This is a genomic window from Fibrella aquatica (genome assembly GCF_041321135.1).
Taxonomy (GTDB): Bacteria; Bacteroidota; Bacteroidia; order Cytophagales; family Spirosomataceae; genus Fibrella; species Fibrella aquatica.
Window position 1 is genome coordinate 62,017 of record NZ_JBGGWF010000006.1, and the last position, 23,629, is coordinate 85,645.

A 23,629-nucleotide genomic window follows, 5' to 3' on the forward strand; every position below is an offset into this window, starting at 1 on the left:
ACAACGATTACTACCAGTTGGCCATTGAGAAGTGCTTACTTTTGCAGCCGCAAGACACCAAGACAGGCAAACAATGGCCGAACGCATTACGTATGGTAAAACCTGGTGGGGTCAGCAATGGCTTCAAACTGGAAATTCAGGTACATTTTTCGAGAAGCTAACAAAGAACTAGATTTCGTTCATTTTTCGTTGTAATACGACTTAGCACATAAGTATGGAAACGACAGCAGCCAACCCCGTGGGGAAACTAAATACTTTGCAGGTCAGTCTACTCCGTTTATTTGATCGAGGTATGACAGATGAGCAGTTACTTGACCTGAAAAGAGTACTCGTGAATCATTATTCAGCCCTGTTGGCCAACGAAGTCGATCAGGCAAGCCAACAAAAAGGCTACTCGGCCGATGACTTCACCGCAATGCTTAACAACCCGTCGTAATAATGCGGGTTGTTATCGACACAAATTGTTTATTGGCTTCTGTACCTCCGCGCAGTCCATATTACGCCTTATACGAAGCATTCCAGTCAGAACGCTTTACGTGGATTGTTAGTAACGAAATTTTGACGGAATACGCTGAGAAGTGAACAGATGCCTATTCGCAAAAAACTGCCGATTTGGTGCTAACAATCCTGACAGTAGCTCCTAATACGCTGTTTCAGGAAGCCTACTTCAAATGGCAACTTATTGAAAATGATCACGACGATGATAAGTTCGTCGACGTCGCCGTAGCAGCAGGAGTCGATTATTTGATAACAAACGATGCACATTTCGCCGTTTTAAAAAATATCGATTTACCTAAAGTGACGGTTGTATCACTGCAGGAGTTCCTTGCTGTGATCAACTAACCAGTAGACTTAATTAAATGGCCGAACGCATTACGTATGGTAAAACCTGGTGGGGTCAGCAATGGCTTCAGGCATTAACCAGTATCGACGAAGGGAACCGTCTGCCACGGGGTAAAACATACGCCAACAAAGGGGCCGTCAGGGCGCTGAAAATTGAGACCAATCAGATCAGCGCACAGGTGCAGGGCAGCAAACCCCGTCCCTACAAGACGAAACTGACGGTCAGGCTTTTCGAGAAAGCGGAAAAAGACGCGCTACTAGCCGAAATCAGGCAAAACCCGGCCTTGCTGGCACAGTTGCTGAACCGGCAACTTCCACCCGAACTCATCGAATTTGCCGATCAGCGCGGTATTCGGTTGTTTCCGCGTTCGTTCACCGAATTGCAGGCGGGCTGTTCGTGCCCCGATTATGCCATGCCCTGCAAGCATCTGGCGGCCGTTATCTACCTGTTAACCAACGAAATTGACCAGAATCCTTTCCTTGTTTTCCTGTTAAAAGGTCTTGATTTATTGGCCGAATTGGCAACGGAGAATTTCGGCGCGGGGGGCATGGAATCGGTGCTAACGGTGACCGATCTGTACACCGACGATCTGCCCGAGGAGGAAGACTGGACACCCAACGAAGCCAGACGCGCCGAACTCGATTTTGCTACCATTCCAACCCTGAGCGATTCGCTACTTGGCCTGTTGGAACCCGAAGTGACCTTTACCAAAAGCAATTTCCACAAAGACCTCGGTAAAGCGTACAAGCTATTCAGCAAACCGGTAGTAGACAAGGTGGTAGTAAGCCATCCCGAACCGAGTGACAGCCTGGAACTACAACTCGACGAGCTCCTCGACCTCAGGAAGATCAATATTTTCAGTGAGCACGGCGAGGCGCGTCCACTGCCCCATTTTGCTATTGCCGATCTGATGGGCTGGCTCGGTGACCTTACTGAAACCGACTGGCCCGACATGAGTGATTCGGTACGTGCGCTTTACCTCACGCGTCAGTTCACAGCCGCTTTGCTCCGCCGGGGGGCCGTGGTGCCCCAAATTCTGCGCGTGGGCACCGACGGTAACCAATACCGGGTACGTTGGCTACCTGCCACGCTCAACGAAACCATTCGCCGCCTGACCGACGCGCTCGCTACGCAGCTCCCCCCCGAACTGCTGACGGTTCGCTGGCAGAAAGACATTATGTCGCCGGGGTCACCCGCCGAGCATGTGCTGATGCTTTGTTCGTTGTTGCTGCGCCAGCCCGTGAAACAGCCCACCGTTGAGCTGTGGGAACGCTGGCCGCTGGAAGACGCCGACCGGCTATTTTTCGGGCAGGAGATTCTGAAGCTGGAAGGGTTTGGCAAGCGCGAAAAACCGCTGGCCATGCAACTGTGGCTCAACGACTTCTTCCTGACCCAGAAACGCTTCGTGCCCATTCTAGCGATCGAAGAAGCGGAGTTTGGCGAAGTGTTCAAACTAAGCCTGCTCATTCGCGACCGTGAGTCGGCCGACGGCCTGTCGACGCCCATTCCGCTGACTGAGATTCTGGACGAGAAACCGCATCAAAACATTCGTATGGCCGTTTTGCAGGATTTACTGGTCTTGTCGCGGCATTTCCCTGATCTGGCTAAGCTTACGAAGAAAAATAGTCCGTCGTACCTCAGCTATGCGCCGGATGATTTTGTGAAGATTTTGCTCGAAAAGCTGCCGCGCATGCAGTTACTCGGCATTTCGCTCATGCTGCCGCGCTCGTTGCAACACTGGGTACGTCCGCAGGTGGGTGGTCGCCTGAAAGCCAAAACCACGGCAAGCAACGCCTTCATGAAGCTCGACGACATGCTGACGTTCGATTGGCAGGTGGCCATTGGTGATCAGATGCTCGATTATCAGGAGTTTGAGTCGCTGGTGAACAACCGCACCGGCCTGGTGAAGATCAAGGATCAGTACGTACTGGTCGACCCTACCGATCTGGGCCGACTGCAGAAGCAGTTGACCCGCCCCGCCGAACTCAGCGGCACCGATTTACTGCGGGCGGCAATGGCCGAGGAATACCAGGGCAACCGCATTGGTATCAGCGCCGATGTACAGGCTGTACTGAAGCAATTCACCGAAGCCCAAACCCAGCCCCTCCCCGATCGCCTAAACGCACAGCTCCGGCCGTATCAGCAACGCGGCTACGAATGGTTGTTGAAGAACACAACCCTCGGCATGGGCAGCCTTCTGGCCGACGACATGGGCCTTGGCAAAACGCTTCAGGTGATTTCGTTGCTGCTCAAATTCAAGCAGGAAGGTCGTTTCATGAAGCAAAAAGGGCTGGTCGTCTTACCAACCACGCTGCTGACCAACTGGCAAAAAGAGATCGCCAAATTTGCGCCCGACCTGAAAGCGCACGTGTATCACGGACCTAACCGCAAGATGCCCGAGGGAAAAGCCGCCACCGCCAACGATCTGATCCTGACAACTTACGGCGTGGTTCGGTCTGACCTGGAAACGTTGAAAAAGACGACCTGGTCGGTGCTGATCATCGACGAGGCACAGAATATCAAGAACAGCGACACCGAGCAAACCAAAGCCGTAAAAACGCTGAAAGGCCAGGTACGTATCGCGCTTAGTGGTACGCCCGTCGAAAACCGGCTGTCGGAGTTCTGGAGCATCATGGACTTTGTGAACAAGGGCTATCTGGGCGGGGCCAGCAAGTTCAACGAAGAGTTTGGCAAGCCCATTCAGCAGGAGCGCGACCAGCACAAGCTGGAGTTGTTCCGACGTGTGACCAGCCCGTTTTTGCTCCGCCGCGTCAAGACCGACAAGAGCATCATCAGCGACCTCCCCGATAAGATCGAGAACAATCAGTTTTGCGCCCTTACGCCCGAACAGGCCGCCCTTTACCAGAGCGTAGTGGCCGAGAGTATGCGGGCCATCGAAGAGAAAGACGGTATTGCCCGCCGTGGCCTGGTGCTGAAGCTGATGACCGCCCTGAAACAGATTGGCAATCACCCGCATCAGTACCTGAAAAAAGGGAATCAGAATCCGACACTGTCGGGTAAGGTAACGCTGCTGCTGAACCTGCTCGAAACGATCTATGCCAGCCACGAGAAAGTCTTGATTTTTACGCAGTACCGCGAAATGGGTGAACTGCTGCAACAGTTCATTCAGCAGGCGTTTGGCCAGGAACCGCTCTTTCTACACGGAGGCACGTCGCGCGCCGACCGCGACGAGATGGTAGAGCAGTTTCAGAAAAACCGGTCAGATCATACGTTCATTCTGTCGTTGAAAGCGGGCGGCACGGGCCTTAACCTCACGCAGGCCAACCACGTGGTCCACTTCGATCTGTGGTGGAACCCCGCCGTAGAGAATCAGGCCACCGACCGGGCCTTCCGGATTGGGCAGACCAAAAACGTGCTGGTGTACCGCCTCATGAATCAGGGCACGCTGGAAGAAAAGATCGACGCGATGATCCGCTCGAAGAAAGAACTAGCCGACCTCAGCGTTAAAACCGGCGAAACCTGGCTTGGCGACCTCAATGATGATGAGTTGAAAGAGTTGGTTAGCTTGGGTTAACCATTTTCGTATCTTTAATCTATGAGCACAGCCATTCTAGAAACCGAACAATTGCTAAGCCGCCTGTCAAGAGCCGAAAAAGCGCAGGTGTTGCAATGGATCGTGCGCGATTTAGGCGATGCTTTTCCAGGCGTTGAACAAACCATAGGCGTGGCTGGCGGGGCCGCCTGCGTCGTCAGAACCCGAATTCCGGTTTGGGTTTTAGAGCAGGCACGCCGATTAGGAGCCAGCGAAGCAGATCTTCTGGTAGCTTATCCATCACTTCATGCCGTTGATCTGGCTAATGCCTGGGCATATGTGCGGGCCAATACAGCCGAAATAGATCAGGCTATTGTCGAAAACGAAGTAGATTAATGGTATTGCTGCTCGCTGATGAGAACATTCCAGTTCCGGTAGTTTCAGCACTTCGTCAGAAAGGCTATGATGTGTTAACGTTACACGATCTGGCCAAAGCAGGGCTGGCTGTACCAGACGATGAAGTACTTGCTCTATCTACTTCATTGGAGCGGTGCCTGATTACTCAAAATCGTAAAGATTTTATTAAACTCCATGAAAGTCAGCCGCTTCATGCTGGTATTCTCATTTGCACAGTTGATAACAACTTTCAGGCTTTAGCTGACCGCATCGCAACCTGTTTACAACTTCAGGAAGGGTCTGTCGAGGGAGTGTTATTGCGCGTTAATCGTCCGCAACAATAGCGGCGAAACATAGCTTGGCGGCTTACTGACAATAATGTGAAATGAGAGCTGATATAGAGCTAAATAGCTCTATGAGCCAGTAATTCCGTGAGTTCATTCAGTGAATTAACGTTAATTCGTTGAATGAACTCACGGAATTACTGGTTTACGCGCAATGCCTATCAGCGAAGGCAGACCACTCCTAAAGCTTTTCAAACAGCTTATCCAACCGCTTCTTTATCCGTTGTCAATCCCGATAATTATCTAGATTTCATTACGTAGCGTGCTCAAGCAGGAATGGTGATCGTGAAACTTGTTCCTTTGCCTTCGGCGCTGACTACGTCGATGGTACCATTATGCCCTTTGGTAACAATATCATAGGCAAGCGAAAGCCCGAGACCAGTGCCTTGTCCGGTAGGCTTCGTTGTGAAAAAGGGCTGAAAAATCTTGGCCTTTATCTCCTCTGGCATACCTGAGCCGTTGTCCTGTATCGTCACCACAACCTGTTTTACTTTCCGCGATAGCTGCACCGTCACTCTGGGTACGTAATCGGCCGGCTCCTGTTTGCTTCGTGCCTGAACGGCGTAGAAAGCATTCGTGAATATGTTGAGCAACACCCGGCTTATGTCCTGTGCCATCACACTAACTGGCTCAAGGGTGGGCTCGGGCATGCACTCGTACTGAGCAGTAAAAGACTTGTCTTTAGCCCGCATGCCATGATAGGCTAGTTTCAGGTACTCGTCGGCAAGCGCATTGAGATCGGTAGGGGTACGTTGCCCTGAACTGGCTCGTGAGTGTTCGAGCATGCCGCGTACGATGCTACTGGCCCGTTTGCCGTGAAGCTCAATCTTCTGGAGATTTTGCTTAAGATCGTCCAACAACTCAGCCTCCAGATCATGGTCAGGAACCGGGCGCTGACGTTCCTCGTCCAACTCCTGAATGAGATCTACCGATACCTCCGAGAAGTTATTGACGAAATTGAGCGGATTCTGAATTTCGTGAGCAATACCGGCGGTCAGTTCACCCAGCGATGCCATCTTTTCAGCATGAATCAACTGATTCTGCGTAGCTCGTAATGTCTCCAGCGATTGGCGAAGCTCGGTTCGGAGTTCTTCCTGCTTTCTGAGAAAACCATCGATGAGGAAATAGATGATCACACAGATAAAAATGATATTGGCCGTAAAAAACAGGGAGATCACAAAATCAGGTAAACGCCTAACCGGGGGGACTATCAGCAGCTCCCAGATTCCGCCAATCAGGGTTATGGCAATAAATAAAAAGAAAAAGAGCCGGGCCGTTTTTCGCGTAACAAACGTCAGAGCAATTACCGGGGTGATGAAGCTGGCCAAAATCACACTGCTGCTTTCTACAAAACCGCCTACAATGAGGTGATTGGCCAGCGGAGCCAGCAGAATCAGGCCCAATTGCACGTGCTTGTAGACGTTGAAGTTATGGGTGACAGCGAGGTAGGTCAACGCGATCAAAAAAAGAACGATATAACTGGCCGATGAAAGTGTCATGCCCGGAAAACCCAGCCAGACATAGATCAGACAGTAGATGGCCCCGGAGATAGCCGTAAAAAAGCCCAATTGTACGGCGGTAGTGCGACGGGTATATTCTTCACTATCCAAGTCTGCAAAACCCAGGTTATTCCAGAGGTATTTCTTCCAAAATACAGTTGTAATCATGCAAGGATTGAATTGGGGGTGCCAATAATTTTCGACGTGCGTGCCTTAATGAATAAATAAAGAAAAATGACGTCGAACACAGTTGTCAGTACGCAGAGGGAGAGCAGAAAGCCATCGGAAAAATGCAGGAAACAAAACACGTTGATCAGCAGGTTGCCTACAGCTTTATACCAACTGGCCGGGTACGAGAACAAGGTCCAATTGTCTAATCGTAGCGCCAGCGTAATGTACGTAGCCGAAATCATCACGTTGAGTAAATAGCCCGAATACGCGCCCATATGGCTGATTGGCTCGTCGTAGATTTTGATGTAGTAATACAATACCGGAGACCAGGCCACGATACCGAAACCCAGCAACCAGGGGGTTATTCTGGCCAGCGCCGGTATTGAAATCTGCTTGTAGCCATACCGAAACGCGCCATACACGATCAGGCAATCCATGAAAAACCAGATGCGGTATCCCCACATAAACAGGCTACCCATGTCGGTAACGAAGACCCAGCTCCACAAAAACTCCCAGACAATATTGCCCGCGATCGTCACCAGCGGAATTTCTACGAACTGGCGTTGAAAAATACTCCGCAACGTGAAAAAGTAGACAATAATCCAGCAGAGGCATCCCACGCCGAAAGTGACCAACTCAATTGGCGAGTAATCGGTTGTGTTTATAAAATTCTGATCCATAATTAATTATAAAAGCGTTATGCGTTTTTTGTCTGTTTCGACATCCATGAGCTAACAAACGTCCAGGCGGTGAAGGCCATAAACCAGATGGCATAAACTATGCCCCATCCCACCATGATGGCATCGAGCCAGCCGGGGGCTTTTCCGTAGGGCATTCCGCGCTCATACCGCCATAGATCATACCATTTGAGCGGCATGAAAAAAGAAGGCTCGTGCAGATTCCAGACTTTACAGGTAGGAACATCCTGCCCCGATGAGGCGATAATGGCGTTGACAGCCCGCCGGGCCGCTTCGTTGGCCCCTTCCATCGTGGCCAGATCCGTGAAGGTGCGGACATAATCAGAAGCCAGAAACAGGTTCGATACACCCGGCAAAAACGCGTCGGGCCGCTGATACCAGCTATTGATCGTATTGACCAGCAGCTGCTCATGGTTGACCAGTACGAATTTGTTAGCCGGTTTTTGCCCAACCACCGACGCAGCAGGGTCGATAGCCGACGGGGTAACCTGTGGCTGAGCGAGTGGCGATGTTTCTTCATTCAGCGAATGATCGAGGTAGTAACCCTGCGCTTTTCGGCCCTCGACCGTATACGTACCCAGCCGCATATCGTCGCGCAGCACGGTACCATTCACATTCAGACTCCGTTTCAACTGCGACCAGACGCGCTCGGCCACTTCATCGAACGTCTGGCAGTCTTTGGCCATCATCGGCAATAACGCCGGGTCTGGATGCTTCTCGGTTGGGTAAGGATTCTCCCAGTCTGAAATGTCGACGGAAAGGATCGTTTTTACGTTGCCAAGACCGCGCTCACGGATATCGAATCCGGAACTATCCCAGAACGGAAGTTGGGAGATCGACGTCAAGGCCCACTCGCTGTCTACGTAGATGCAGTGTCCCTTCACCACCTGAATCTCTTCGTTCAGGTAAAACTGAATGCCATTCATCCAGGCCACGTCAGCCGACAGATCATCGAGGTGCTGCAGACTGCCTATGTGTTGTTTTACTTCGTCGGGCAACACGATAGCGGCTGTTTCTACGGGAGTAGCCAGCAGGTAATAATCGCCCTGGGCGAGCGGGGAGTACGGCTGATTTTTGGCCCAATCCTGAATCTTTACCGACACAACCCTGGTCATGGCGCTGTCGAACACAAGCTTCTCAACTTTTGCCCCTCTATAAAAAGTAACGCCCTTGCCCACCAGGTACGTCTCCCAGGGCTTCAACCAGACCTCATTAGTCGGGCCGTTGAGCACCCGATCGGTGTGCATGCCGGGATTGGCAATGTTGAACAGCAACTGAATGAAAATATCGCCACCTGTTTTGGTGCTGGCCTTTTTGGCATTGGCCGCCACCAGCGTACGCGTAAGGCCTTCGACCAGCAGTGTCCGGTAGGCGTCGGAGTGATCGGTAGAATCAGCATCCATATACTGCCACCAGCCTATTTTCTCGTACTCGATCTCCCGCCTGCGTTGCGAAGAGGTCATGAGTTGCCAGACTTTGAAGGCAAACGAACGAGCTTCACCTGGTTTCAGCCCTGTGTCGTGGGTGTGCAACACGGAAAGAAACGATTCGACATCGGCCAATGATTTGGGAAAGCTGACAACGGTTGAAATGGCTGTTTTCCCATCGCGATACACACCCACCCGTGTTACGTCGACGAGGTTATCGAAAACGCCCTGCCCATTCTTCTTCCCCGTCTTTGGCGATGTATACGGAATCCGCTTCATGGTGTCGGTGATATGCCGGTAGAAGCCGGGAAAGAACCGGAAGCCATGTTCGCCGGGAAGCGAATCGGCATCTCGTGCCGGGGCCGTTGAATCAAGGCCTTTAGGGTCGGCCGGTGATGAGCCAGGTACGTTCACGCTACGAGCTTTTCCGCCCAGATAGGCCGGTTTTAGTTCGTAGACATCGACCATGAATCCGCGTTCAACGAGTTCATGGGCAGCGCTCATACCGGCAACGCCACCACCAAGAATGACAACTTTGGGCATAGATAAAGACGGGTTAGAAGGTGTAAAGGCAATATAGCGTTTTAACCTGATTACTCATTGGTTATCAAAGACATGGCTATTTATACATATACCGTTTAACAAGCTACAACCCCGGCCGGTAAGCGCTATGAAGATATAGACTTGTTGTGCCGAAAATTTACCAGTATTGACTAGCCAACTACAATCACTTTGGTAAGCCTAAACATCACGTACGGAACTAAAGCACGCAGATACTTCGTAGTAAAGGGGTTATACACTCTGTGGTGGGGTTTAGGCACGGCTTTTGCAGCCCCCTTTTCAGCATCACCCCAACTTAATGAATTTCAACGAATTAGCGATCATTTCGCCCATCCTTGAGGCTCTAGCCGAAGAAGGATACACTACCCCAACCCCGATTCAGGAACAAGCCATCCCGTTAGTCAATGCAGGTCGCGATCTGCTCGGATGCGCCCAGACAGGCACCGGAAAAACCGCCGCCTTTTCGATTCCGACCCTTCAACGGCTTTATACCAAAAAGCAGTCAGGTCAGTGGTCGAACAAGATCAAAGCCCTGATTCTTACGCCAACGCGCGAGCTTGCCATCCAGATCGATGAGAGCCTTGCCGCCTACGGCCGTCACCTCGACCTCCGCCACGCCGTTATTTTCGGTGGTGTTGGTCAGAAATCGCAAACAGATGCCCTTCGTAACGGCGTCGACATCCTGACCGCTACACCGGGCCGCCTGCTCGATCTGATGAATCAGGGATTTGTTCATCTGAAACATATTGAGTTCTTCGTGCTCGATGAAGCCGACCGCATGCTTGACATGGGTTTTATCCATGACGTACGGAAGGTATTAGCTCAGTTGCCTGCCCAACGGCAGTCGCTGTTCTTCTCGGCAACCATGCCGCCCGAAATTGTGAAACTGGCTGATACGATTCTGACGAACCCCGCCAAGGTGGAGGTTACGCCCGCTTCGTCGACCGCCGACACAGTAGCACAGGTGGTGTACATGGTGGAGAAAGACGACAAGCGTAGCCTGTTGCTTCACCTGCTCGAAGACAAAAGCATTGCCTCTGCACTTGTATTCAGCCGCACCAAACACGGAGCCGATAAAGTAGCCGAGTTCCTGAACAAGCACGGCGTAAAAACCGAAGCAATTCACGGCAACAAAGCGCAAAATGCCCGTCAGCGTGCCCTGAGCAACTTTAAAGATCACACCACCCGCGTGCTGGTAGCTACCGATATCGCCGCACGGGGTATCGATATTGACAGTCTGTCGCACGTGTTCAACTACGAACTGCCAAACATTCCGGAGAGCTACGTGCACCGGATTGGCCGTACGGGTCGCGCCGGGGCTAGTGGCATTGCCATTTCGTTCTGCGAAACCGATGAGCGGGCATACCTGAAAGACATTCAGAAGCTGATTGGTAAGGTTGTTCCTGTTGCGCAGGAAAATCCATACAAATCGGAGAACCTCGACCCAATTGAATGGGCTAAGCCGCCAAAACCCGAGCCTAAGCAAGGTCGCGGTGGACGTGGCCCACGCGAAGGTGGTCAGCAGGGTGGCGGTCGTAACGGACAACCACAAGGACGCGGCAACGACGGCCGCAGAGATGGCGCACGTCCGGCACAGGGTCAGCCCCGTTCAGATGCACCCCGCGCTGAGCAGCCCGCCCGCCCGGCAGGTCAGCCGTCGAATCCGAACCGGACTAACAGCCCACGGCCTGAAAACCGCCCCGCTGGAGGAAACCGGAACCCACGCCGCGATAACAGGAATACCCAAAGCGCCTCAACCAGCGCCGAAGATTCGCGCTGGAAGCCGTGGACAGCCTCACTCTCAACATCCCCCGACCGTTTCGACAAGCCCCGCGGCGAGTCAGGAAACAACGGCGATAAGAAGAGGAGATATTAAGAAGTGAGTTTGGGGTTTGGGGTTTGTTGTTTGAAGTTTGATGTTGCGCTGCTAATTAACCTGACAGAGAATTAGCAGCGCAACATCAAACTTCAAACAACAAACCCCAAACTGTTTTATCCCGCCGTCATGCCGCCGTCCATTTGAATGGCCTGGCCGGTACAGAAATCATTTTCGGGCGCGCAGAGCCACATGATGGCTTGCGCAATCTCTTCGGGCTGCCCGAAACGCCCCATCGGAATCACCCGACGCATTCGCTCTTCCATCTCGGGCGACACACTCATCAGATCGTGTACCATTGCCGAGTGCGTATACACCGGACAAATGGCATTCACCCGTATATTCTTTTTCACGTATTCCAGCGCCGCCGTTTTCGTTAAACCGATGACGCCGTGCTTGGCCGCACTGTAGGGTGCGCCCATTGGCATGCCTTTTACGCCCGCAATACTCGACAGGTTTACAATGCGGCCCCCTTCAGGCTGTGTCAACATCTGCCGAATTTGCGCCTGCATCCCGTAAAAAACGCCTCCCAGATTCACGGCCATCATCTGCTCCCAATCGGCCATCGACTGATCAATCAACCGGGCAAATCGACCGCCAATACCGGCGTTATTCACCGCTACATCCAACCGACCGAACGTACCTGTGGCAAACGCAACAGCAGCTATATGGTGCTCAGGATCAGCTACGTCGCAGTGCATATAGGCGGCTTCCCCCCCTTTCTCCTGAATCAAATCGACTGTTTCCTGCCCCTTACCATCATTAACGTCAGACACCACCAGACTGGCTCCGGCCTGTGCAAATGATAGGGATACTGCCCGACCAATTCCCGAACCAGCTCCAGTAATAAGAACAACTTGCTTTTTGAATGATGACATATTGGTACGTTTTATGCTCTGACTGTAGGGTCAGTTTACATTTCAAGAATTAATTGACTAAAATTAAGTTTAAATATTCCCGTGACCCGATAAACCTTACTACAATCTAGCTGTCTATATTTACCGTAGATTAAATCGACCGTAATAAAAACCTACTTTGAGATGATTGCCCACTCCGAACTTCCGACCCGTCCGGAATTAATTCCCGGCATCTACAACTATTGCGATTCGTGGTGTGAGCGTTGTTCGCTCACCAGTCGTTGTCGCAGTTATCAGCTACAGCAGCAAAGCGGCCTTACGGGACAAGACCCGAATGCCTCACTGGTAGAACAACTTACCGAAGCGTTGAGCCTGACAAAACGGTTTCTCGACACGTTGAACAAAAGTACGGTGTCTTTTCAGGAACAGACACCCTCACCGGCAGAGCAACTAACCCTGGAGGAAGCGGCACTAAACCGCCGGCATCACACAAAAGACCACCCTACTGCCACCCTTGCCACCTCTTACCTGAAAGATACAGGTACGTGGCTAATCCAGGAAAAGAGCCTGCTTGAACGGGCGGGTAAACAGCAACTCATGGCCGTACAACTGGGTATTCGCACCGAAGAAGAAGCGATGGAGCAGTTGAATGCGCTCAAAGATGCCTACGAACAGATTCGCTGGTACCGCACGCTGATTCCCGTGAAAACGAAAGCCGCCCTCAGAGCCCTCGACGAACCCACCGACGATGAGTACCTGCTCTCTTACTACGACGGCAAAGCGAAACTCGTACTGGTTAGTATTGATCAGTCAATAGCGGCCTGGCAAACGGTAATGATGTATTATCCTGAAACGACGGATAGCCTACTCGGTGCTCTTTCATTGTTGAGTCAGCTCAGCCGTCAGATAGATGATTTGTTTCCAAATGCGCGCGCTTTCAAACGCCCCGGACTGGATTGAGTGAGACCACTCAATCAGGTTTTTCAACAGCCTGGCTAACTCGGTGGTTGGTTAGATTGGTTCTTTTCACAAAAAACTGATCTATGAAAACCAAACAGTTTGTACTCGGCCTGGCCATGGCCTTTATGGCAACCACAACTTTTGTGGCTTGTGATTCAAAAAAAGAAAATAAAGCCGAAGAAGTACAGGATGCCCAGGAGGATCTGAACGAGGCGCGTGCCGAAGGCGACACCAGCGAAATGCGTGAAGAAAAAATGGAGCTTGATTCTGCCAATAAAGATTACAACAAAGCAGCTCAGGAAGCCCGTAAGGATTCACTAAATTAATTGACTAGCTAGCTAATCTTTGCCAGCTACTTACACGCAAAAAAGCGGCCTGTCTCATCAACAGGCCGCTTTTTTTATTTGTATTTCTCTGCCTTACGGCTTTATACCCATCTTCTTGGCCATATCGGCAAACATCTGTGGGTCATATTCGTACTCATCAGAGCCGGGAGCGTTGAGTTGCGGTTCTTCGTCGAGGTCGGGCACCGGATGGCCGGGAATAGCGCCCTGAATCACTTCGAGCGGCTGACCATCTTCCGGGTGATTACCGCGCCAGATATGGCCTACCTGCGTGTAATCGTCCTCGCTAAACGTATATAACTTCAGGTGCATTTTGTTTTCCATGTGCTTTTTAGCCTCCGGAAATTTATCGTTGCTCAGGTCAGGAATAGGCAGCAGCTTAGTTACTTCTACGCCCGTTAGTACTTCCAGCGCTTTGGCATAGGCCACCACGTGTAAACCACCACGAACCAGCAAATAACCTACCATTTCGCGGGCGGTTGGGTCAGAGACCATCTCGTAGGTACGCATCTTACCAGCGCGGGCTCCACATTCCAGGAAGAAGTTGTGGAGTAGATCGAGTTTCAGGTTACCACTGCTGAACACATTATCGCCCGACCAGGGCTTGCCCATCGAATCTATTGGCAAGGCAGTTTGACCACTGCTGTTAAAATGATAGGTGTTGCGAGCATTGACACCTTCGGCAAGCGGGGCGATGGTTGGGTCGATACCGCGTTTGGACACGCCCGTCAGCAACAGATTGATCGCGTACGATACTACTTCAATATGACCGTACTCTTCACCGGCGATGCTGCAGATGAGATCGTAGAAAGGCCGTAGTTTTTTCCGCCCCCGAAAATTGAACGACTGATAGGTGTAGTTCATCAGGGTCGACATTTCGCCGAACTTACCACCCAACAGTTCCTGCACGGCGGCCGCATCATTGGCAGATGGATTACTTGGTGTTGGCAGCTCAATGGGCAGCCGGTCTATTTTCAGGATCATAACGGGTGTTAGTTTGCTTATAAAACCTACTTGCCTAACTCCGATATAGCTATGATGTTATATTAAATCTACAGAAATAGTAGTTAATAACAATAAAGCATAAAAAGGGCTCCGTAGTCTAACTAGGAGCCCTTTTATGAACTATTTCTACGCTGCCTGAGTCTTTTCCTTTCCAGCTAGTTGCCCACAGGCAGCGTCAATATCTTTGCCCCGGCTTCGGCGAATATTGACCGTGATGCCCCGGCTGTCCAGATAACCGGCAAACTTGTCGAGCGTTTGCGGATCGGTATTCTTGAAGTTCGCTTCGGCAATGGGGTTATATTCGATGATATTGATCTTGGCGGGTACGCGCTTCGTGAACTCGTACAGTTCTTTGGCGTCTTGCAGCGTGTCGTTGAAGTTGTAGAACACGATGTACTCGAACGTAACCCGCGTGCCGGTTTTTCGGTAGAAATACTGCAGCGCATCGGCCAGGTTGTTCAGCGAATTGCTTTCGTTGATAGGCATAATCTGATCGCGTTTCAGATCATTGGCCGCATGCAGCGACAGGGCCAAATTGGTCTTCACCTGATCGTCGCCCAGTTGCTTAATCATCTTGGCAATACCCGCCGTTGAGATCGTGAGGCGTTTTGGCGACATACCCAGTCCATCAGGCGAGGTAATGCGGTCGACGGATTCGATCACGTTTTTGTAGTTCAGCAGCGGCTCGCCCATGCCCATATACACGATGTTAGTCAGGGGCGCATTAAACGTGGTTTTGGCCTGCCGGTCAATCTCCACCACCTGATCATAAATTTCGGCGGCGTCTAGGTTGCGTTTCCGTTCCATGTATCCCGTTGCGCAGAATTTGCAGGTCAGCGAACAACCCACCTGGCTCGATACGCAGGCCGTCATTCGATCCTGATCATCAGTACGCAGCGCCGGAATCAGCACGCCCTCGACCAGATTGCCATCATATAGCTTAAACGACGATTTGATGGTGCCGTCGTTGCTGCGCTGCTCGGTGGCTACCGACAGCGAGTTGATGGCAAAATGGGTGTCGAGTTTTTCGCGCAGGGCCAGGCCGAGATTGCTCATCTCGCCAAACGACCGCGCCGATTTCTTCCACAACCACTCATGCACCTGCTTGGCCCGGAATGCCTGCTCGCCATTCAATTTGAACCAGTCGGTGAGTTGAGCGGGGCTATATTTTCGAATATCCTGTTTCACTAGTAGACAATCTCCTCTTCATTGAGAAGGTTCTTTATGTTCAATGTGCAATCTTCCAGCACCAGAACGTCGTTGCTCCAATCGGTAATGATGCTGTCTTTACCCGCCTGCATGATCACCACTTTACGCGAGGTAGTTAATACCCACAGTACCCGTTCAACCCCAAATTCGAAGAGTTTTTGCGATTTCTCGAAAATGTAATCTACGCTATCCGTTAGTCTGTCCCACTCAATCCGAATATCCACCTCGATCATTACTTTGGGCGGCACATCGAAGTATTTTCCTTTCAGGGCGGGAAGCGTTGCCTTGTCGAAAATAGCAATATCGGCCGAGAAGTTATTCCGTAAATCAACGTAGAGACCGGCTTCGCTAGAAGCCAGTTTATAACGTTTACGGTCAATACAGCCCCATAAAGTCGCAACAATTGCCGTTACGATCAAACTCTGTAAATCACTACTTCCCATAATGTCTTTTGGCCTGGCACGTCCTTCCAGCACGTCACGATAGCCTTTGTAATAAAGAGGGCGTCCATTCAACGTTTCGCGCACTAGCTGGGCTGGAATAGTCAGTGTCTGCAGGGCTTCATCTGTCGTTATCATGGCGTTGTTTCTAGCTGTTCTTTTTTGAATTTCCTCCCTGCTTCCAGGCCTTTCGGCATCCAGACGGTGGCAACGCTCATGACCTTTGGCGCAACGGGGCGCAGCAATGGATACATAAAACTATCGCGGGTTTGGTTGGGCGGCATTCGGACGTTCATAAAACTGAACAGCCAGAGAATCACACTAATTCCAAACACCCACGTGAATATACCAACCGCCGCCCCGGCCAGACTATCGAACGTACCCAGCAACGTGTATTTGAGTGATCGCCGCAGGGAATAGCCCATGCGGTTGATCATGAAGACGACGGGGAAGAAGATGATGGAGAAGCCGAGCCACGGCAGAAATTTCCGGGCCAGCTCGCGGCTGATGTAAGGAGCCAGCAGGTCGATGCCGAATTGCAGGAATTTAAATCCGACGATGAGAGCCACCACGAAGGCAAGAATGGCCACAATCTCGACCAGTAGCCCCTTCCGGTACCCGTTATACGCTCCCCAAAGCAGCGGAATCAGAATAAGAATATCGATGGTTGCCACAGGCGCAGGTTAGTACTCGATCTCTTCTTCATCGAGTAAGTTCTTTACATTTAGAACGCAGCCATCCATGACAGGTACGTTGTTGCTCCAGTCGGTGAAAATCCAGTCCTGATTGGGTACGGCCACAAATACCCGACGGGGCTTACTAAGTACCCAAAAGACTTTTTCAACGCCAAAATCGAAGAGTTTTTGCGTCTTCTCGGCGACATAATTAAAATCAAGCCCATCAAAATCAGCGAGGTCAATTTTCATGTCGACTTCAATCACAATTTTAGGCGCTGTGTCGAAATACTTTGTCGTAACATCGAACGTACCTTTTTCGAAAATAGCGACATCGCAAGAGAGGTTATCATACAGGTCGAGATGGACTCCGGCTTCGTTAGTAACGGGCAGATACTTTTTCTTATCCCGATTCGCCATCACGAACGTGTGAATGAGCGATACCAGAATGGCTTGCAATGAACTACTTCCCACGATGTCTTCAACTTTACGGGTTCCGGCTAATACATCCTTATAGCCCCGATAATACAGAGGCCTTCCGTTGAGTACTTCGTAAACTAATGCACTGGGTATCACCTGATGCGGCGTAGGAGAAACAGGATTTTCAGCAATCATATCCGTATCTGTTTAACGTACCTCAATATACGAGTTTTTAAAGAGTGAAAGGGCGAATGAGTGAAAGAGTGGCGCTGCTCGTGATATTGCCAGACCGAGCAGCGCCACTCTTTCACTCATTCGCCCTTTCACTCTTTAAATTACAGCAGGCTCTTCACCATGGCGGCAATCGACTTACCGTCGGCTTGGCCAGCCAGGGCCTTGTTGGCCGCGCCAATCACTTTACCCATATCGCCGGGACCGGTAGCGCCTAGCTGCGCGATAACTGCCTGCACTTGTGAGCGCAGCTCATCTTCTGACAGTTGCTTGGGCAGGTATTTCTCGATAATGGCGATTTCAGCTTCTTCAGTAGCCAGCAAATCGGCGCGGTTCTGCTGCCGGTAGATATCCGCCGAATCTTTGCGCTGCTTCACGGCTTTCGACAGCAACTTGATTTCATCTTCCGGCTTCAGGTCGCCACCAGTAGCTCCTTCTTTGGTTTCTTCGAGCAGGATCATTGACTTAACGGCCCGTAAGGCACGAAGGCGATCCTGGTCTTTGGCTTTCATGGCCTCTTTAACGTCAGCGTCGATTTGTTGTTTGAGCGACATATAGCAATTGTGAATGAGTGATTTTGTGAATAGACAAAGGTACGGTTTAAAGGTTTGGTGTTTTGGGTTTGATGTTTGACGTTGCGCTGCTTAATTACGATTTGATGATTAGCAGCGCAACGTCAAACATCAAACCCAAAACACCAAACCTTATCCATCACCCTCCCAAATGCGCCCTCCGCACGGTGTTCACCAGATTATGCGCCCGGCGGGTGGGTTCGGGAATGCGGTAGCCGCCGTTGCAACGAAGCATCAGGTCGACCGACGTTTCCAGATCGATGAGGTTGCCGGGCGATACGTAAACGGGGTTTACCTTGTTTTTGGTGCGAAGCGCCGCTCCGATTACCTCACCCCGGTGCAGCATCGGCGACCAGGAACCGCGCTCAATCGCAGGCTCTTCGTAGCGCCCGACCAGCACCGATTTACCACAACCCAGCGTAGGCCGGTTCAGCCACAAACCCGCATGCGCCGCAATACCTAGCCGACGGGGGTGCGCAATGCCATGCCCATCGAACACAACCACATCGGGCATAACAGTCAGGTTGTTCCAGGCTTCGAGCAGGGCTGGTATTTCGCGGAACGATAACAAGCCAGGTACGTACGGAAACGACGTAGTGGTGATGGCCGTAGCCTCGGCAATGGTTTCGAGCGTATCCAGCCGCAGCACCACGATGCCCGCGTAAACGGTCTCTTCGAACTTGTTGAACGAAATATCGCAGCCCGCAATGGTTTCCACCGGTCCTGCCAGCGGCTGAATACGTACCTGACCGCGTATCTGCTGTTGTATAGCAATCGCCGCCTCCGGGCTATCCGGCCATTCATGTAGTGAGTTCATGTTGTTGAGTTTAGGGTAGTACCGAAACGGTCCGCCGCTGCGGCGCTACCGTCACCCCTCCCGCGTTACGCCCTCAATTTCCAGGACTAGATTGGCACCGTAGAGACCGGCGGGGGTTTGGAAACCGGGTTTAGCGTTACCCGCCAGCACCTTTTTGGTGATGATCAGGGCCGAGAGCGCGGTTAGGTTGTAGCCTTCGGGACCGGTCAGTCTGGCTTCGACGGTTTTGCCATTTTTGTTGCCGACGCGACCCCAAACCTGTGTTTTGGCCTTGGTCCGGGTGGCTTCATCGGGGCCGGTCACGCGCTTTGTGATTTGTCCGCTCACCCATTTCTGAATGGATTTTCGCCGCAACAGCCAGTTGAGCGAGTTGCCCAGCTTTGCCATCCGAATACTGGCCGACGTGCTGCCAATAAACGTTTCAATGTTCATAATACCCGTCGTATAAAAAGCCGTTGATACGTCGCCCCAGGGAATACTCATACAGGGTATCGTTTCACCGTTGGCGAAGGTCACGTTCAGCACCTTGTGCGCGTAGGGCACTACGGTCAGTTTTCCGTTTTCGCGTACCAGGCCACCCTGCCCCAGGTTATCCACGGCCGTTTGTGCTGTTCCGTGCGAGAGTGAACCGCCGTCGTTGGCAAACGCCAGTTGCAGGTACGTGGCGTCGGGCAGTTTATGGTGTAGGTATTGAGCCAGGCAATCCGTCGGCACCACATCGAACCCCACGCCCGACATCAGCATGACGCCCCGCTCACGCGCCTGTTTGTCCAGCGTTGCCCCTTGCTCAAAAACGGCTATTTCGCCCGTAATATCCAGGTAATGCACGCCGTTGCGCAGGCAGGCCTGTTGCATGGGCAAGGCCGTTTTCGAGAAGGGGCCGGCGCAGTGCAACACCACAGGGACATCGCGCATGGCGTTGTTCAGGGCAATCTCGTCGGTCAAATCGGCCACCCGGTACGAGAAGCCGTATTGCTCAGCCAGCGGGCGAAGTTTGCTTTCATCGCGACCGCAGAGAATAGGATTCAGGCCAAATTGGGCCACTTTCTCGAGGATCAGGCGGGCGGTGTAGCCATTGGCTCCGTAAAGCAGGAAGGTGTTGGGCGGGTTCATGAGCGGCGGTTTAGCCAGCTAAAGATAGCGGCCGTGGCCAGCCCACCAACTACGTACCAGGCCACCGTCAGCGAGGCGGTCGTAGATGTACGACGAACGGGTTCACTACCCAGGCCCATTGGCTCAGATAGCGTAATAGCCCCAGCACCCGCCAACGCACCCAGCACGGCACCAACCGGCCAAACAGCTTGTGGCTTAGCCAAGCCAATCAAGCTGAAATACAACGCATTGGAAGTTAGATCACCCGCAAGCGCCGTAGCGTATAGCGCGTTGCCGGTTGGCGTTGGCAGGCCGGTAGCTTTCGTGATTTTGATGATGCCGCGTTTGCCCAGTTTATCCACGCGCGGTGCTTCGGGCTCTATCTGACGAACGGTTTCGTGGAGAATATTCAGGGCCACCGCGCCGCCCAATCCGCTCAGTAATGCATTTGTTAAAGTAGTCATCTCGTTGTGTGTGCTTTTTGCTGTAACACTCGTGATCGCCCAGTTGTGTAGAAAAGCGAGTTAACTACGTCGTCATTTGCTTTGCGTCATTACGCTACGCTGTCATTAGTGGTCATTCATCGTAAAACAATTAATGACTACTAATGACAGCGTAGCGTAATGACGCAAAGCAAATGACAGTCACTATCATAAACGATAAAAATGTCCCGTCTTTCCCGTCGCCAAACCCTTGCTGCTCTGGGTACGTTGCCAGCAACTTCGTTCCTGAAGCCCCAGCCATCCATCAAACCAAAGGCCGCTCCGTTTACGCTTTGTTTGAACATGAGTACCATCCGGGGTCAGAAACTTGGGTTCATTGGTGAACTGGAGGCCGCGTCGAAAGCCGGGTTTCGGTCGGTCGAAGTGTGGATAGGGACGATGCAGGACTACCTGAAAACGAACACGCCCGCCGAAGCCCGTCGCCGCCTGTCGGATCTGGGCATTACGGTGGAAAACGCCATCGGCTTTGCGCCCTGGATTGTGGATGATGCCACGACCCGGCAAAAAGGGCTTGATCAGATGAAACTGGAAATGGAGCAGCTGGCGCAAATTGGCTGTAAACGCGTAGCCACGCCGCCCATCGGTGCGCAAAATGCTGACGCGCCGATCATCGACCTGCGCCGGGCCGCCGAACGGTACCGCGCCTTGCTCGATCTGGGACAGCAAACGGGCGTGAATCCCCAGTTGGAGCTTTGGGGGTTTTCGAAGAACCTGAATCGCTTATCGGAAGTGATGTATGTTGCCGCTGAAGCCAATCACCCCAACGCACGTCTGTTGCTCGATGTGTATCACCTCTACAAAGGTGGTTCGGGCATCACGGCGCTGCCCATGGTGGGGAAACCGGCCATCGAGGTATTTCACGTCAACGATTACCCGGCTACGCTGACGCCGGCCCAAATCACCGATGCCGACCGCGTCTATCCCGGCGATGGTGTAGCTCCAATCCGCGACATCCTGAAGATTATTCAGAATCCCGACCGGCCGGTGATTCTCTCGCTCGAGGTATTTAACAAAACCTACTACGCCCAACCAGCCGATCAGGTCGCTAAAACGTCGTACCAGAAAATGCAGGCGATGGTAGCGGGGCTGTAGATGCGAACCGCAACCGGTCAGGCGTGGTTACCTTACCATCACTAGCCTTTGATCATTGTTAACTGATCATTGTTCATTGACCATGACTCGTCTGTCGGTAAACATCAACAAAATAGCCACCATTCGTAACGCACGGGGTGGCAACAATCCTAATCTCGTACAGGTCGCGCTCGATTGCGAACGATTTGGTGCGCAGGGTATCACGGTGCATCCTCGTCCCGACGAACGGCATATTCGCTACCAGGACGTTTGGGATCTACACGAAGTTGTCACTACGGAATTCAACATAGAAGGCAATCCCGACGACCGGTTTATCGACCTCGTAAAGCGCGTAAAACCCGCCCAGGTAACCCTTGTTCCCGACGCGCCCGACGCCATCACGTCAAACGCAGGCTGGGACACAATCCGCCATGCCGATCACCTGCGGAAGCTGATCGACACGTTTCATGAAGATGGTATCCGGGTATCGATCTTCGTGGACGCCGACGAACGGATGGTAGAAGGTGCAAAAGCTGTGGGCACCGACCGCATCGAGTTATACACCGAACCTTACGCTACTCACTACCCTTCCGACCGTGACGCCGCCGTTGCGCCCTTCGTACTCGCCGCCCGCAAAGCACAGGAACTGGGCCTTGGCCTCAACGCGGGTCATGACCTAAGCCTTGAAAACCTGCGTTTCTTCGCGCAACACGTACCTAGCCTGCTGGAAGTGTCTATCGGCCACGCGCTTGTCTGCGATGCACTGTATTTCGGACTGGAGAATACGATTCAGCTCTACCGAAGAGAGTTGACCGAAACGCACTACCGAACCAGCGGCGTTTTGTGAGTTGGCGTAACTAGTACGCTGATTGCTATAGGACGCTGATTTAAAAGGATTAGACGGATTGACGCTGATTTTTGATTTAAGCGGATTCGTACTTGAAGCAGAGCAAATCCATTTGAATCCAAAACCCGTGTGAATCTGTTTAATCCTTTTAATCAGTGTTCTATTATAATCCGCGTAAATTATTTTAAATCCATTAAATCCGCACGGTCCGCCGCTGCGGTACCATCGGCCTATGCCCATCCCCCTCCACGAATTTCTCCAGCAAGCCCAAACCCTCCCTGTCATCGACGTACGTTCGCCGGCGGAGTTTGCGCATGCTCATATTCCGGGGGCGGTGAACATGCCGCTGTTCGACAACGACGAACGGGCGCAGATTGGTACGACCTATAAGCAGGTTGGAAAAGACGCCGCCGTGTTGCAGGGGCTGGATATGGTTGGTCCGAAAATGGCCAGCTTTGTTCGGGAAGCACAGGCGCTAAATCCGGAAGAGAAGCAGGTGCTGGTGCATTGCTGGCGGGGCGGTATGCGGTCGGGGTCAATGGCGTGGCTCTTCAACACGGCAGGCCTCCGGGCCGATACGCTCACTGGCGGGTACAAAGCCTATCGAACGGAGGTGCTAACGGCCTTTGCGGAACCGCGAAACCTGATCATCCTGGGAGGAAAAACCGGCTCAGGCAAAACGGATATCCTGAAACAACTAGCCGCGCAGGGTGAGCAAGTTATTGACTTAGAAGGTCTGGCGCATCATAAGGGCTCGTCGTACGGAGCTATCGGGCAGTTGCCACAACCATCGAGCGAACACTTCGAGAACCTGGTTTACGAACAGTGGCGGCAGCTTGACCCGACTAAACGGATCTGGCTGGAAGATGAAAGCAAGAACATAGGTCGCTGCCACATAGCCGTACCGCTCTGGCAGCAAATGCGCACCGCAACCGTCGCGTTTATCGACGTACCCAGAGAGGTTCGGGTTCAGCGTCTCGTGCAGGAATACACGGGTATCGATCACGAATTACTGGTTGAGGCCACCAAACGGATCGAGCGTCGATTGGGTGGTTTGGCAGCGAAACAGTCACTAGCCGCGCTGGAGCAGCAAGATTATGCTACTGTGGCTGAGCTGACGCTGGTTTACTACGACAAAGCGTACTTGAACGGCCTTGGCCAACGCGATAGCGCCACAGTCAGTCAATTGCCCATCGAGGTGGACAATCCGGCACAAACCGCTTTAGAGTTGATTGAGTGGGCAGACGTAACACGGACTTTAGTCCGTCCTTAGAACTG

General features: G+C 52.1%; 23 protein-coding genes and 1 pseudogene. 11 read left to right on the plus strand and 13 right to left on the minus strand.

Annotated elements, in window-relative coordinates; all coding sequences use genetic code 11:
• Positions 1–214 precede the first annotated feature (214 nt).
• From ACAW87_RS15340 to ACAW87_RS15360, 5 genes and pseudogenes are all read left to right on the plus strand, one after another.
• Positions 215–436, plus strand: coding sequence for a DUF8507 family protein (locus tag ACAW87_RS15340; RefSeq protein ID WP_370724390.1), 222 nt, complete (start codon positions 215–217; stop codon positions 434–436).
• A gap of 2 nt (positions 437–438) precedes the next feature.
• Positions 439–843: pseudogene (locus ACAW87_RS15345) on the plus strand (putative toxin-antitoxin system toxin component, PIN family).
• 17 nt (positions 844–860) lie between these two features.
• Complete coding sequence (locus tag ACAW87_RS15350; protein WP_370724392.1) at positions 861–4,379, plus strand: SNF2-related protein; 3,519 nt, start codon at positions 861–863, stop codon at positions 4,377–4,379.
• 21 nt (positions 4,380–4,400) lie between these two features.
• On the plus strand, positions 4,401–4,733 hold the full coding sequence (locus ACAW87_RS15355) for a DUF433 domain-containing protein (protein WP_370724394.1): 333 nt from the start codon (positions 4,401–4,403) through the stop codon (positions 4,731–4,733).
• Positions 4,733–5,077 carry a DUF5615 family PIN-like protein gene (locus ACAW87_RS15360; RefSeq protein ID WP_370724395.1) on the plus strand — a complete coding sequence of 115 codons (345 nt, stop codon included), beginning with the start codon at positions 4,733–4,735 and terminating at the stop codon, positions 5,075–5,077. Before ACAW87_RS15355 ends, ACAW87_RS15360 begins: the two co-directional genes overlap by 1 nt.
• Positions 5,078–5,343: 266 nt before the next feature.
• Here the strand turns inward: ACAW87_RS15360 and ACAW87_RS15365 are convergent, their stop codons facing one another.
• From ACAW87_RS15365 to ACAW87_RS15375, 3 genes are read right to left on the minus strand one after another with little or no spacing between them, the layout of a single operon-like run.
• On the minus strand, positions 5,344–6,744 hold the full coding sequence (locus ACAW87_RS15365; protein ID WP_370724396.1) for a sensor histidine kinase: 1,401 nt from the start codon (positions 6,742–6,744) through the stop codon (positions 5,344–5,346).
• Positions 6,741–7,427: a transmembrane-type terpene cyclase gene (locus ACAW87_RS15370; RefSeq protein WP_370724398.1), complete on the minus strand. Its 687-nt coding sequence runs from the start codon at positions 7,425–7,427 to the stop codon at positions 6,741–6,743. The genes ACAW87_RS15365 and ACAW87_RS15370 overlap by 4 nt, the downstream gene beginning before the upstream one ends.
• 17 nt (positions 7,428–7,444) lie before the next feature.
• Complete coding sequence (locus ACAW87_RS15375) at positions 7,445–9,415, minus strand: hydroxysqualene dehydroxylase (protein ID WP_370724399.1); 1,971 nt, start codon at positions 9,413–9,415, stop codon at positions 7,445–7,447.
• A 316-nt stretch (positions 9,416–9,731) separates the two neighbouring features.
• Here ACAW87_RS15375 and ACAW87_RS15380 point away from each other — a divergent pair, with 316 nt between their 5' ends.
• The gene (locus ACAW87_RS15380; protein ID WP_370724401.1) at positions 9,732–11,309 is read left to right on the plus strand and encodes a DEAD/DEAH box helicase; all 1,578 of its coding nucleotides are present in this window, start codon (positions 9,732–9,734) and stop codon (positions 11,307–11,309) included.
• A 116-nt stretch (positions 11,310–11,425) separates the two neighbouring features.
• Here the strand turns inward: ACAW87_RS15380 and ACAW87_RS15385 are convergent, their stop codons facing one another.
• Positions 11,426–12,187, minus strand: a complete 762-nt coding sequence (locus ACAW87_RS15385; protein WP_370724403.1) for an SDR family NAD(P)-dependent oxidoreductase — start codon at positions 12,185–12,187, stop codon at positions 11,426–11,428.
• Positions 12,188–12,349: 162 nt separating this feature from the next.
• Here ACAW87_RS15385 and ACAW87_RS15390 point away from each other — a divergent pair, with 162 nt between their 5' ends.
• Positions 12,350–13,126, plus strand: a complete 777-nt coding sequence (locus ACAW87_RS15390; RefSeq protein WP_370724405.1) for a hypothetical protein — start codon at positions 12,350–12,352, stop codon at positions 13,124–13,126.
• Between the two features lie 83 nt (positions 13,127–13,209).
• Entirely contained in the window at positions 13,210–13,452 is a 243-nt protein-coding gene (locus tag ACAW87_RS15395) for a hypothetical protein (RefSeq protein ID WP_370724407.1), read from the plus strand.
• 93 nt (positions 13,453–13,545) lie between these two features.
• Here the strand turns inward: ACAW87_RS15395 and ACAW87_RS15400 are convergent, their stop codons facing one another.
• The 9 genes from ACAW87_RS15400 to ACAW87_RS15440 all read right to left on the minus strand — a co-directional run bounded on the left by ACAW87_RS15400 (position 13,546) and on the right by ACAW87_RS15440 (position 20,394).
• Positions 13,546–14,454 (minus strand): manganese catalase family protein, encoded by a 909-nt coding sequence (locus ACAW87_RS15400; protein WP_370724409.1) that lies wholly within the window; start codon positions 14,452–14,454, stop codon positions 13,546–13,548.
• A 147-nt stretch (positions 14,455–14,601) separates the two neighbouring features.
• Complete coding sequence (gene rlmN / locus ACAW87_RS15405; protein WP_370724410.1) at positions 14,602–15,663, minus strand: dual-specificity RNA methyltransferase RlmN; 1,062 nt, start codon at positions 15,661–15,663, stop codon at positions 14,602–14,604.
• Positions 15,663–16,262: a Uma2 family endonuclease gene (locus ACAW87_RS15410; protein WP_370724412.1), complete on the minus strand. Its 600-nt coding sequence runs from the start codon at positions 16,260–16,262 to the stop codon at positions 15,663–15,665. The genes rlmN and ACAW87_RS15410 overlap by 1 nt, the downstream gene beginning before the upstream one ends.
• Positions 16,259–16,798 carry a CvpA family protein gene (locus ACAW87_RS15415; RefSeq protein ID WP_370724414.1) on the minus strand — a complete coding sequence of 180 codons (540 nt, stop codon included), beginning with the start codon at positions 16,796–16,798 and terminating at the stop codon, positions 16,259–16,261. Before ACAW87_RS15415 ends, ACAW87_RS15410 begins: the two co-directional genes overlap by 4 nt.
• A gap of 9 nt (positions 16,799–16,807) precedes the next feature.
• Positions 16,808–17,413 (minus strand): Uma2 family endonuclease, encoded by a 606-nt coding sequence (locus ACAW87_RS15420; protein WP_370724416.1) that lies wholly within the window; start codon positions 17,411–17,413, stop codon positions 16,808–16,810.
• A gap of 140 nt (positions 17,414–17,553) precedes the next feature.
• The gene (locus tag ACAW87_RS15425; protein ID WP_370724417.1) at positions 17,554–18,003 is read right to left on the minus strand and encodes a GatB/YqeY domain-containing protein; all 450 of its coding nucleotides are present in this window, start codon (positions 18,001–18,003) and stop codon (positions 17,554–17,556) included.
• 157 nt (positions 18,004–18,160) lie between these two features.
• Entirely contained in the window at positions 18,161–18,838 is a 678-nt protein-coding gene (nfi, locus tag ACAW87_RS15430; protein WP_370724419.1) for a deoxyribonuclease V, read from the minus strand.
• Positions 18,839–18,889: 51 nt separating this feature from the next.
• Positions 18,890–19,951 carry a saccharopine dehydrogenase family protein gene (locus tag ACAW87_RS15435; RefSeq protein WP_370724421.1) on the minus strand — a complete coding sequence of 354 codons (1,062 nt, stop codon included), beginning with the start codon at positions 19,949–19,951 and terminating at the stop codon, positions 18,890–18,892.
• A complete protein-coding gene (locus tag ACAW87_RS15440; protein WP_370724423.1) occupies positions 19,948–20,394 on the minus strand; it encodes a hypothetical protein in 447 nt (148 codons plus the stop codon). Before ACAW87_RS15440 ends, ACAW87_RS15435 begins: the two co-directional genes overlap by 4 nt.
• A gap of 201 nt (positions 20,395–20,595) precedes the next feature.
• Here ACAW87_RS15440 and ACAW87_RS15445 point away from each other — a divergent pair, with 201 nt between their 5' ends.
• The 3 genes from ACAW87_RS15445 to mnmH all read left to right on the plus strand — a co-directional run bounded on the left by ACAW87_RS15445 (position 20,596) and on the right by mnmH (position 23,624).
• Positions 20,596–21,525: a sugar phosphate isomerase/epimerase family protein gene (locus ACAW87_RS15445; protein ID WP_370724425.1), complete on the plus strand. Its 930-nt coding sequence runs from the start codon at positions 20,596–20,598 to the stop codon at positions 21,523–21,525.
• A gap of 82 nt (positions 21,526–21,607) precedes the next feature.
• Positions 21,608–22,351, plus strand: a complete 744-nt coding sequence (locus ACAW87_RS15450) for a pyridoxine 5'-phosphate synthase (protein ID WP_370724426.1) — start codon at positions 21,608–21,610, stop codon at positions 22,349–22,351.
• A gap of 232 nt (positions 22,352–22,583) precedes the next feature.
• Positions 22,584–23,624: a tRNA 2-selenouridine(34) synthase MnmH gene (gene mnmH / locus ACAW87_RS15455; protein ID WP_370724428.1), complete on the plus strand. Its 1,041-nt coding sequence runs from the start codon at positions 22,584–22,586 to the stop codon at positions 23,622–23,624.
• The last annotated feature ends 5 nt before the right edge of the window (positions 23,625–23,629 follow it).

Excerpts from the sequence above, each read along its gene's own strand:
- ACAW87_RS15340 (WP_370724390.1), top strand. The coding sequence starts at position 215 with ATGGAAACGACAGCAGCCAACCCCGTGGGGAAACTAAATACTTTGCAG.
- ACAW87_RS15350 (WP_370724392.1), top strand. The coding sequence starts at position 861 with ATGGCCGAACGCATTACGTATGGTAAAACCTGGTGGGGTCAGCAATGG.
- ACAW87_RS15355 (WP_370724394.1), top strand. The coding sequence starts at position 4,401 with ATGAGCACAGCCATTCTAGAAACCGAACAATTGCTAAGCCGCCTGTCA.
- ACAW87_RS15360 (WP_370724395.1), top strand. The coding sequence starts at position 4,733 with ATGGTATTGCTGCTCGCTGATGAGAACATTCCAGTTCCGGTAGTTTCA.
- ACAW87_RS15365 (WP_370724396.1), bottom strand. The coding sequence starts at position 6,744 with ATGATTACAACTGTATTTTGGAAGAAATACCTCTGGAATAACCTGGGT.
- ACAW87_RS15370 (WP_370724398.1), bottom strand. The coding sequence starts at position 7,427 with ATGGATCAGAATTTTATAAACACAACCGATTACTCGCCAATTGAGTTG.
- ACAW87_RS15375 (WP_370724399.1), bottom strand. The coding sequence starts at position 9,415 with ATGCCCAAAGTTGTCATTCTTGGTGGTGGCGTTGCCGGTATGAGCGCT.
- ACAW87_RS15380 (WP_370724401.1), top strand. The coding sequence starts at position 9,732 with ATGAATTTCAACGAATTAGCGATCATTTCGCCCATCCTTGAGGCTCTA.
- ACAW87_RS15385 (WP_370724403.1), bottom strand. The coding sequence starts at position 12,187 with ATGTCATCATTCAAAAAGCAAGTTGTTCTTATTACTGGAGCTGGTTCG.
- ACAW87_RS15390 (WP_370724405.1), top strand. The coding sequence starts at position 12,350 with ATGATTGCCCACTCCGAACTTCCGACCCGTCCGGAATTAATTCCCGGC.
- ACAW87_RS15395 (WP_370724407.1), top strand. The coding sequence starts at position 13,210 with ATGAAAACCAAACAGTTTGTACTCGGCCTGGCCATGGCCTTTATGGCA.
- ACAW87_RS15400 (WP_370724409.1), bottom strand. The coding sequence starts at position 14,454 with ATGATCCTGAAAATAGACCGGCTGCCCATTGAGCTGCCAACACCAAGT.
- ACAW87_RS15410 (WP_370724412.1), bottom strand. The coding sequence starts at position 16,262 with ATGATAACGACAGATGAAGCCCTGCAGACACTGACTATTCCAGCCCAG.
- ACAW87_RS15420 (WP_370724416.1), bottom strand. The coding sequence starts at position 17,413 with ATGATTGCTGAAAATCCTGTTTCTCCTACGCCGCATCAGGTGATACCC.
- ACAW87_RS15425 (WP_370724417.1), bottom strand. The coding sequence starts at position 18,003 with ATGTCGCTCAAACAACAAATCGACGCTGACGTTAAAGAGGCCATGAAA.
- nfi (WP_370724419.1), bottom strand. The coding sequence starts at position 18,838 with ATGAACTCACTACATGAATGGCCGGATAGCCCGGAGGCGGCGATTGCT.
- ACAW87_RS15435 (WP_370724421.1), bottom strand. The coding sequence starts at position 19,951 with ATGAACCCGCCCAACACCTTCCTGCTTTACGGAGCCAATGGCTACACC.
- ACAW87_RS15440 (WP_370724423.1), bottom strand. The coding sequence starts at position 20,394 with ATGACTACTTTAACAAATGCATTACTGAGCGGATTGGGCGGCGCGGTG.
- ACAW87_RS15445 (WP_370724425.1), top strand. The coding sequence starts at position 20,596 with ATGTCCCGTCTTTCCCGTCGCCAAACCCTTGCTGCTCTGGGTACGTTG.
- ACAW87_RS15450 (WP_370724426.1), top strand. The coding sequence starts at position 21,608 with ATGACTCGTCTGTCGGTAAACATCAACAAAATAGCCACCATTCGTAAC.
- mnmH (WP_370724428.1), top strand. The coding sequence starts at position 22,584 with ATGCCCATCCCCCTCCACGAATTTCTCCAGCAAGCCCAAACCCTCCCT.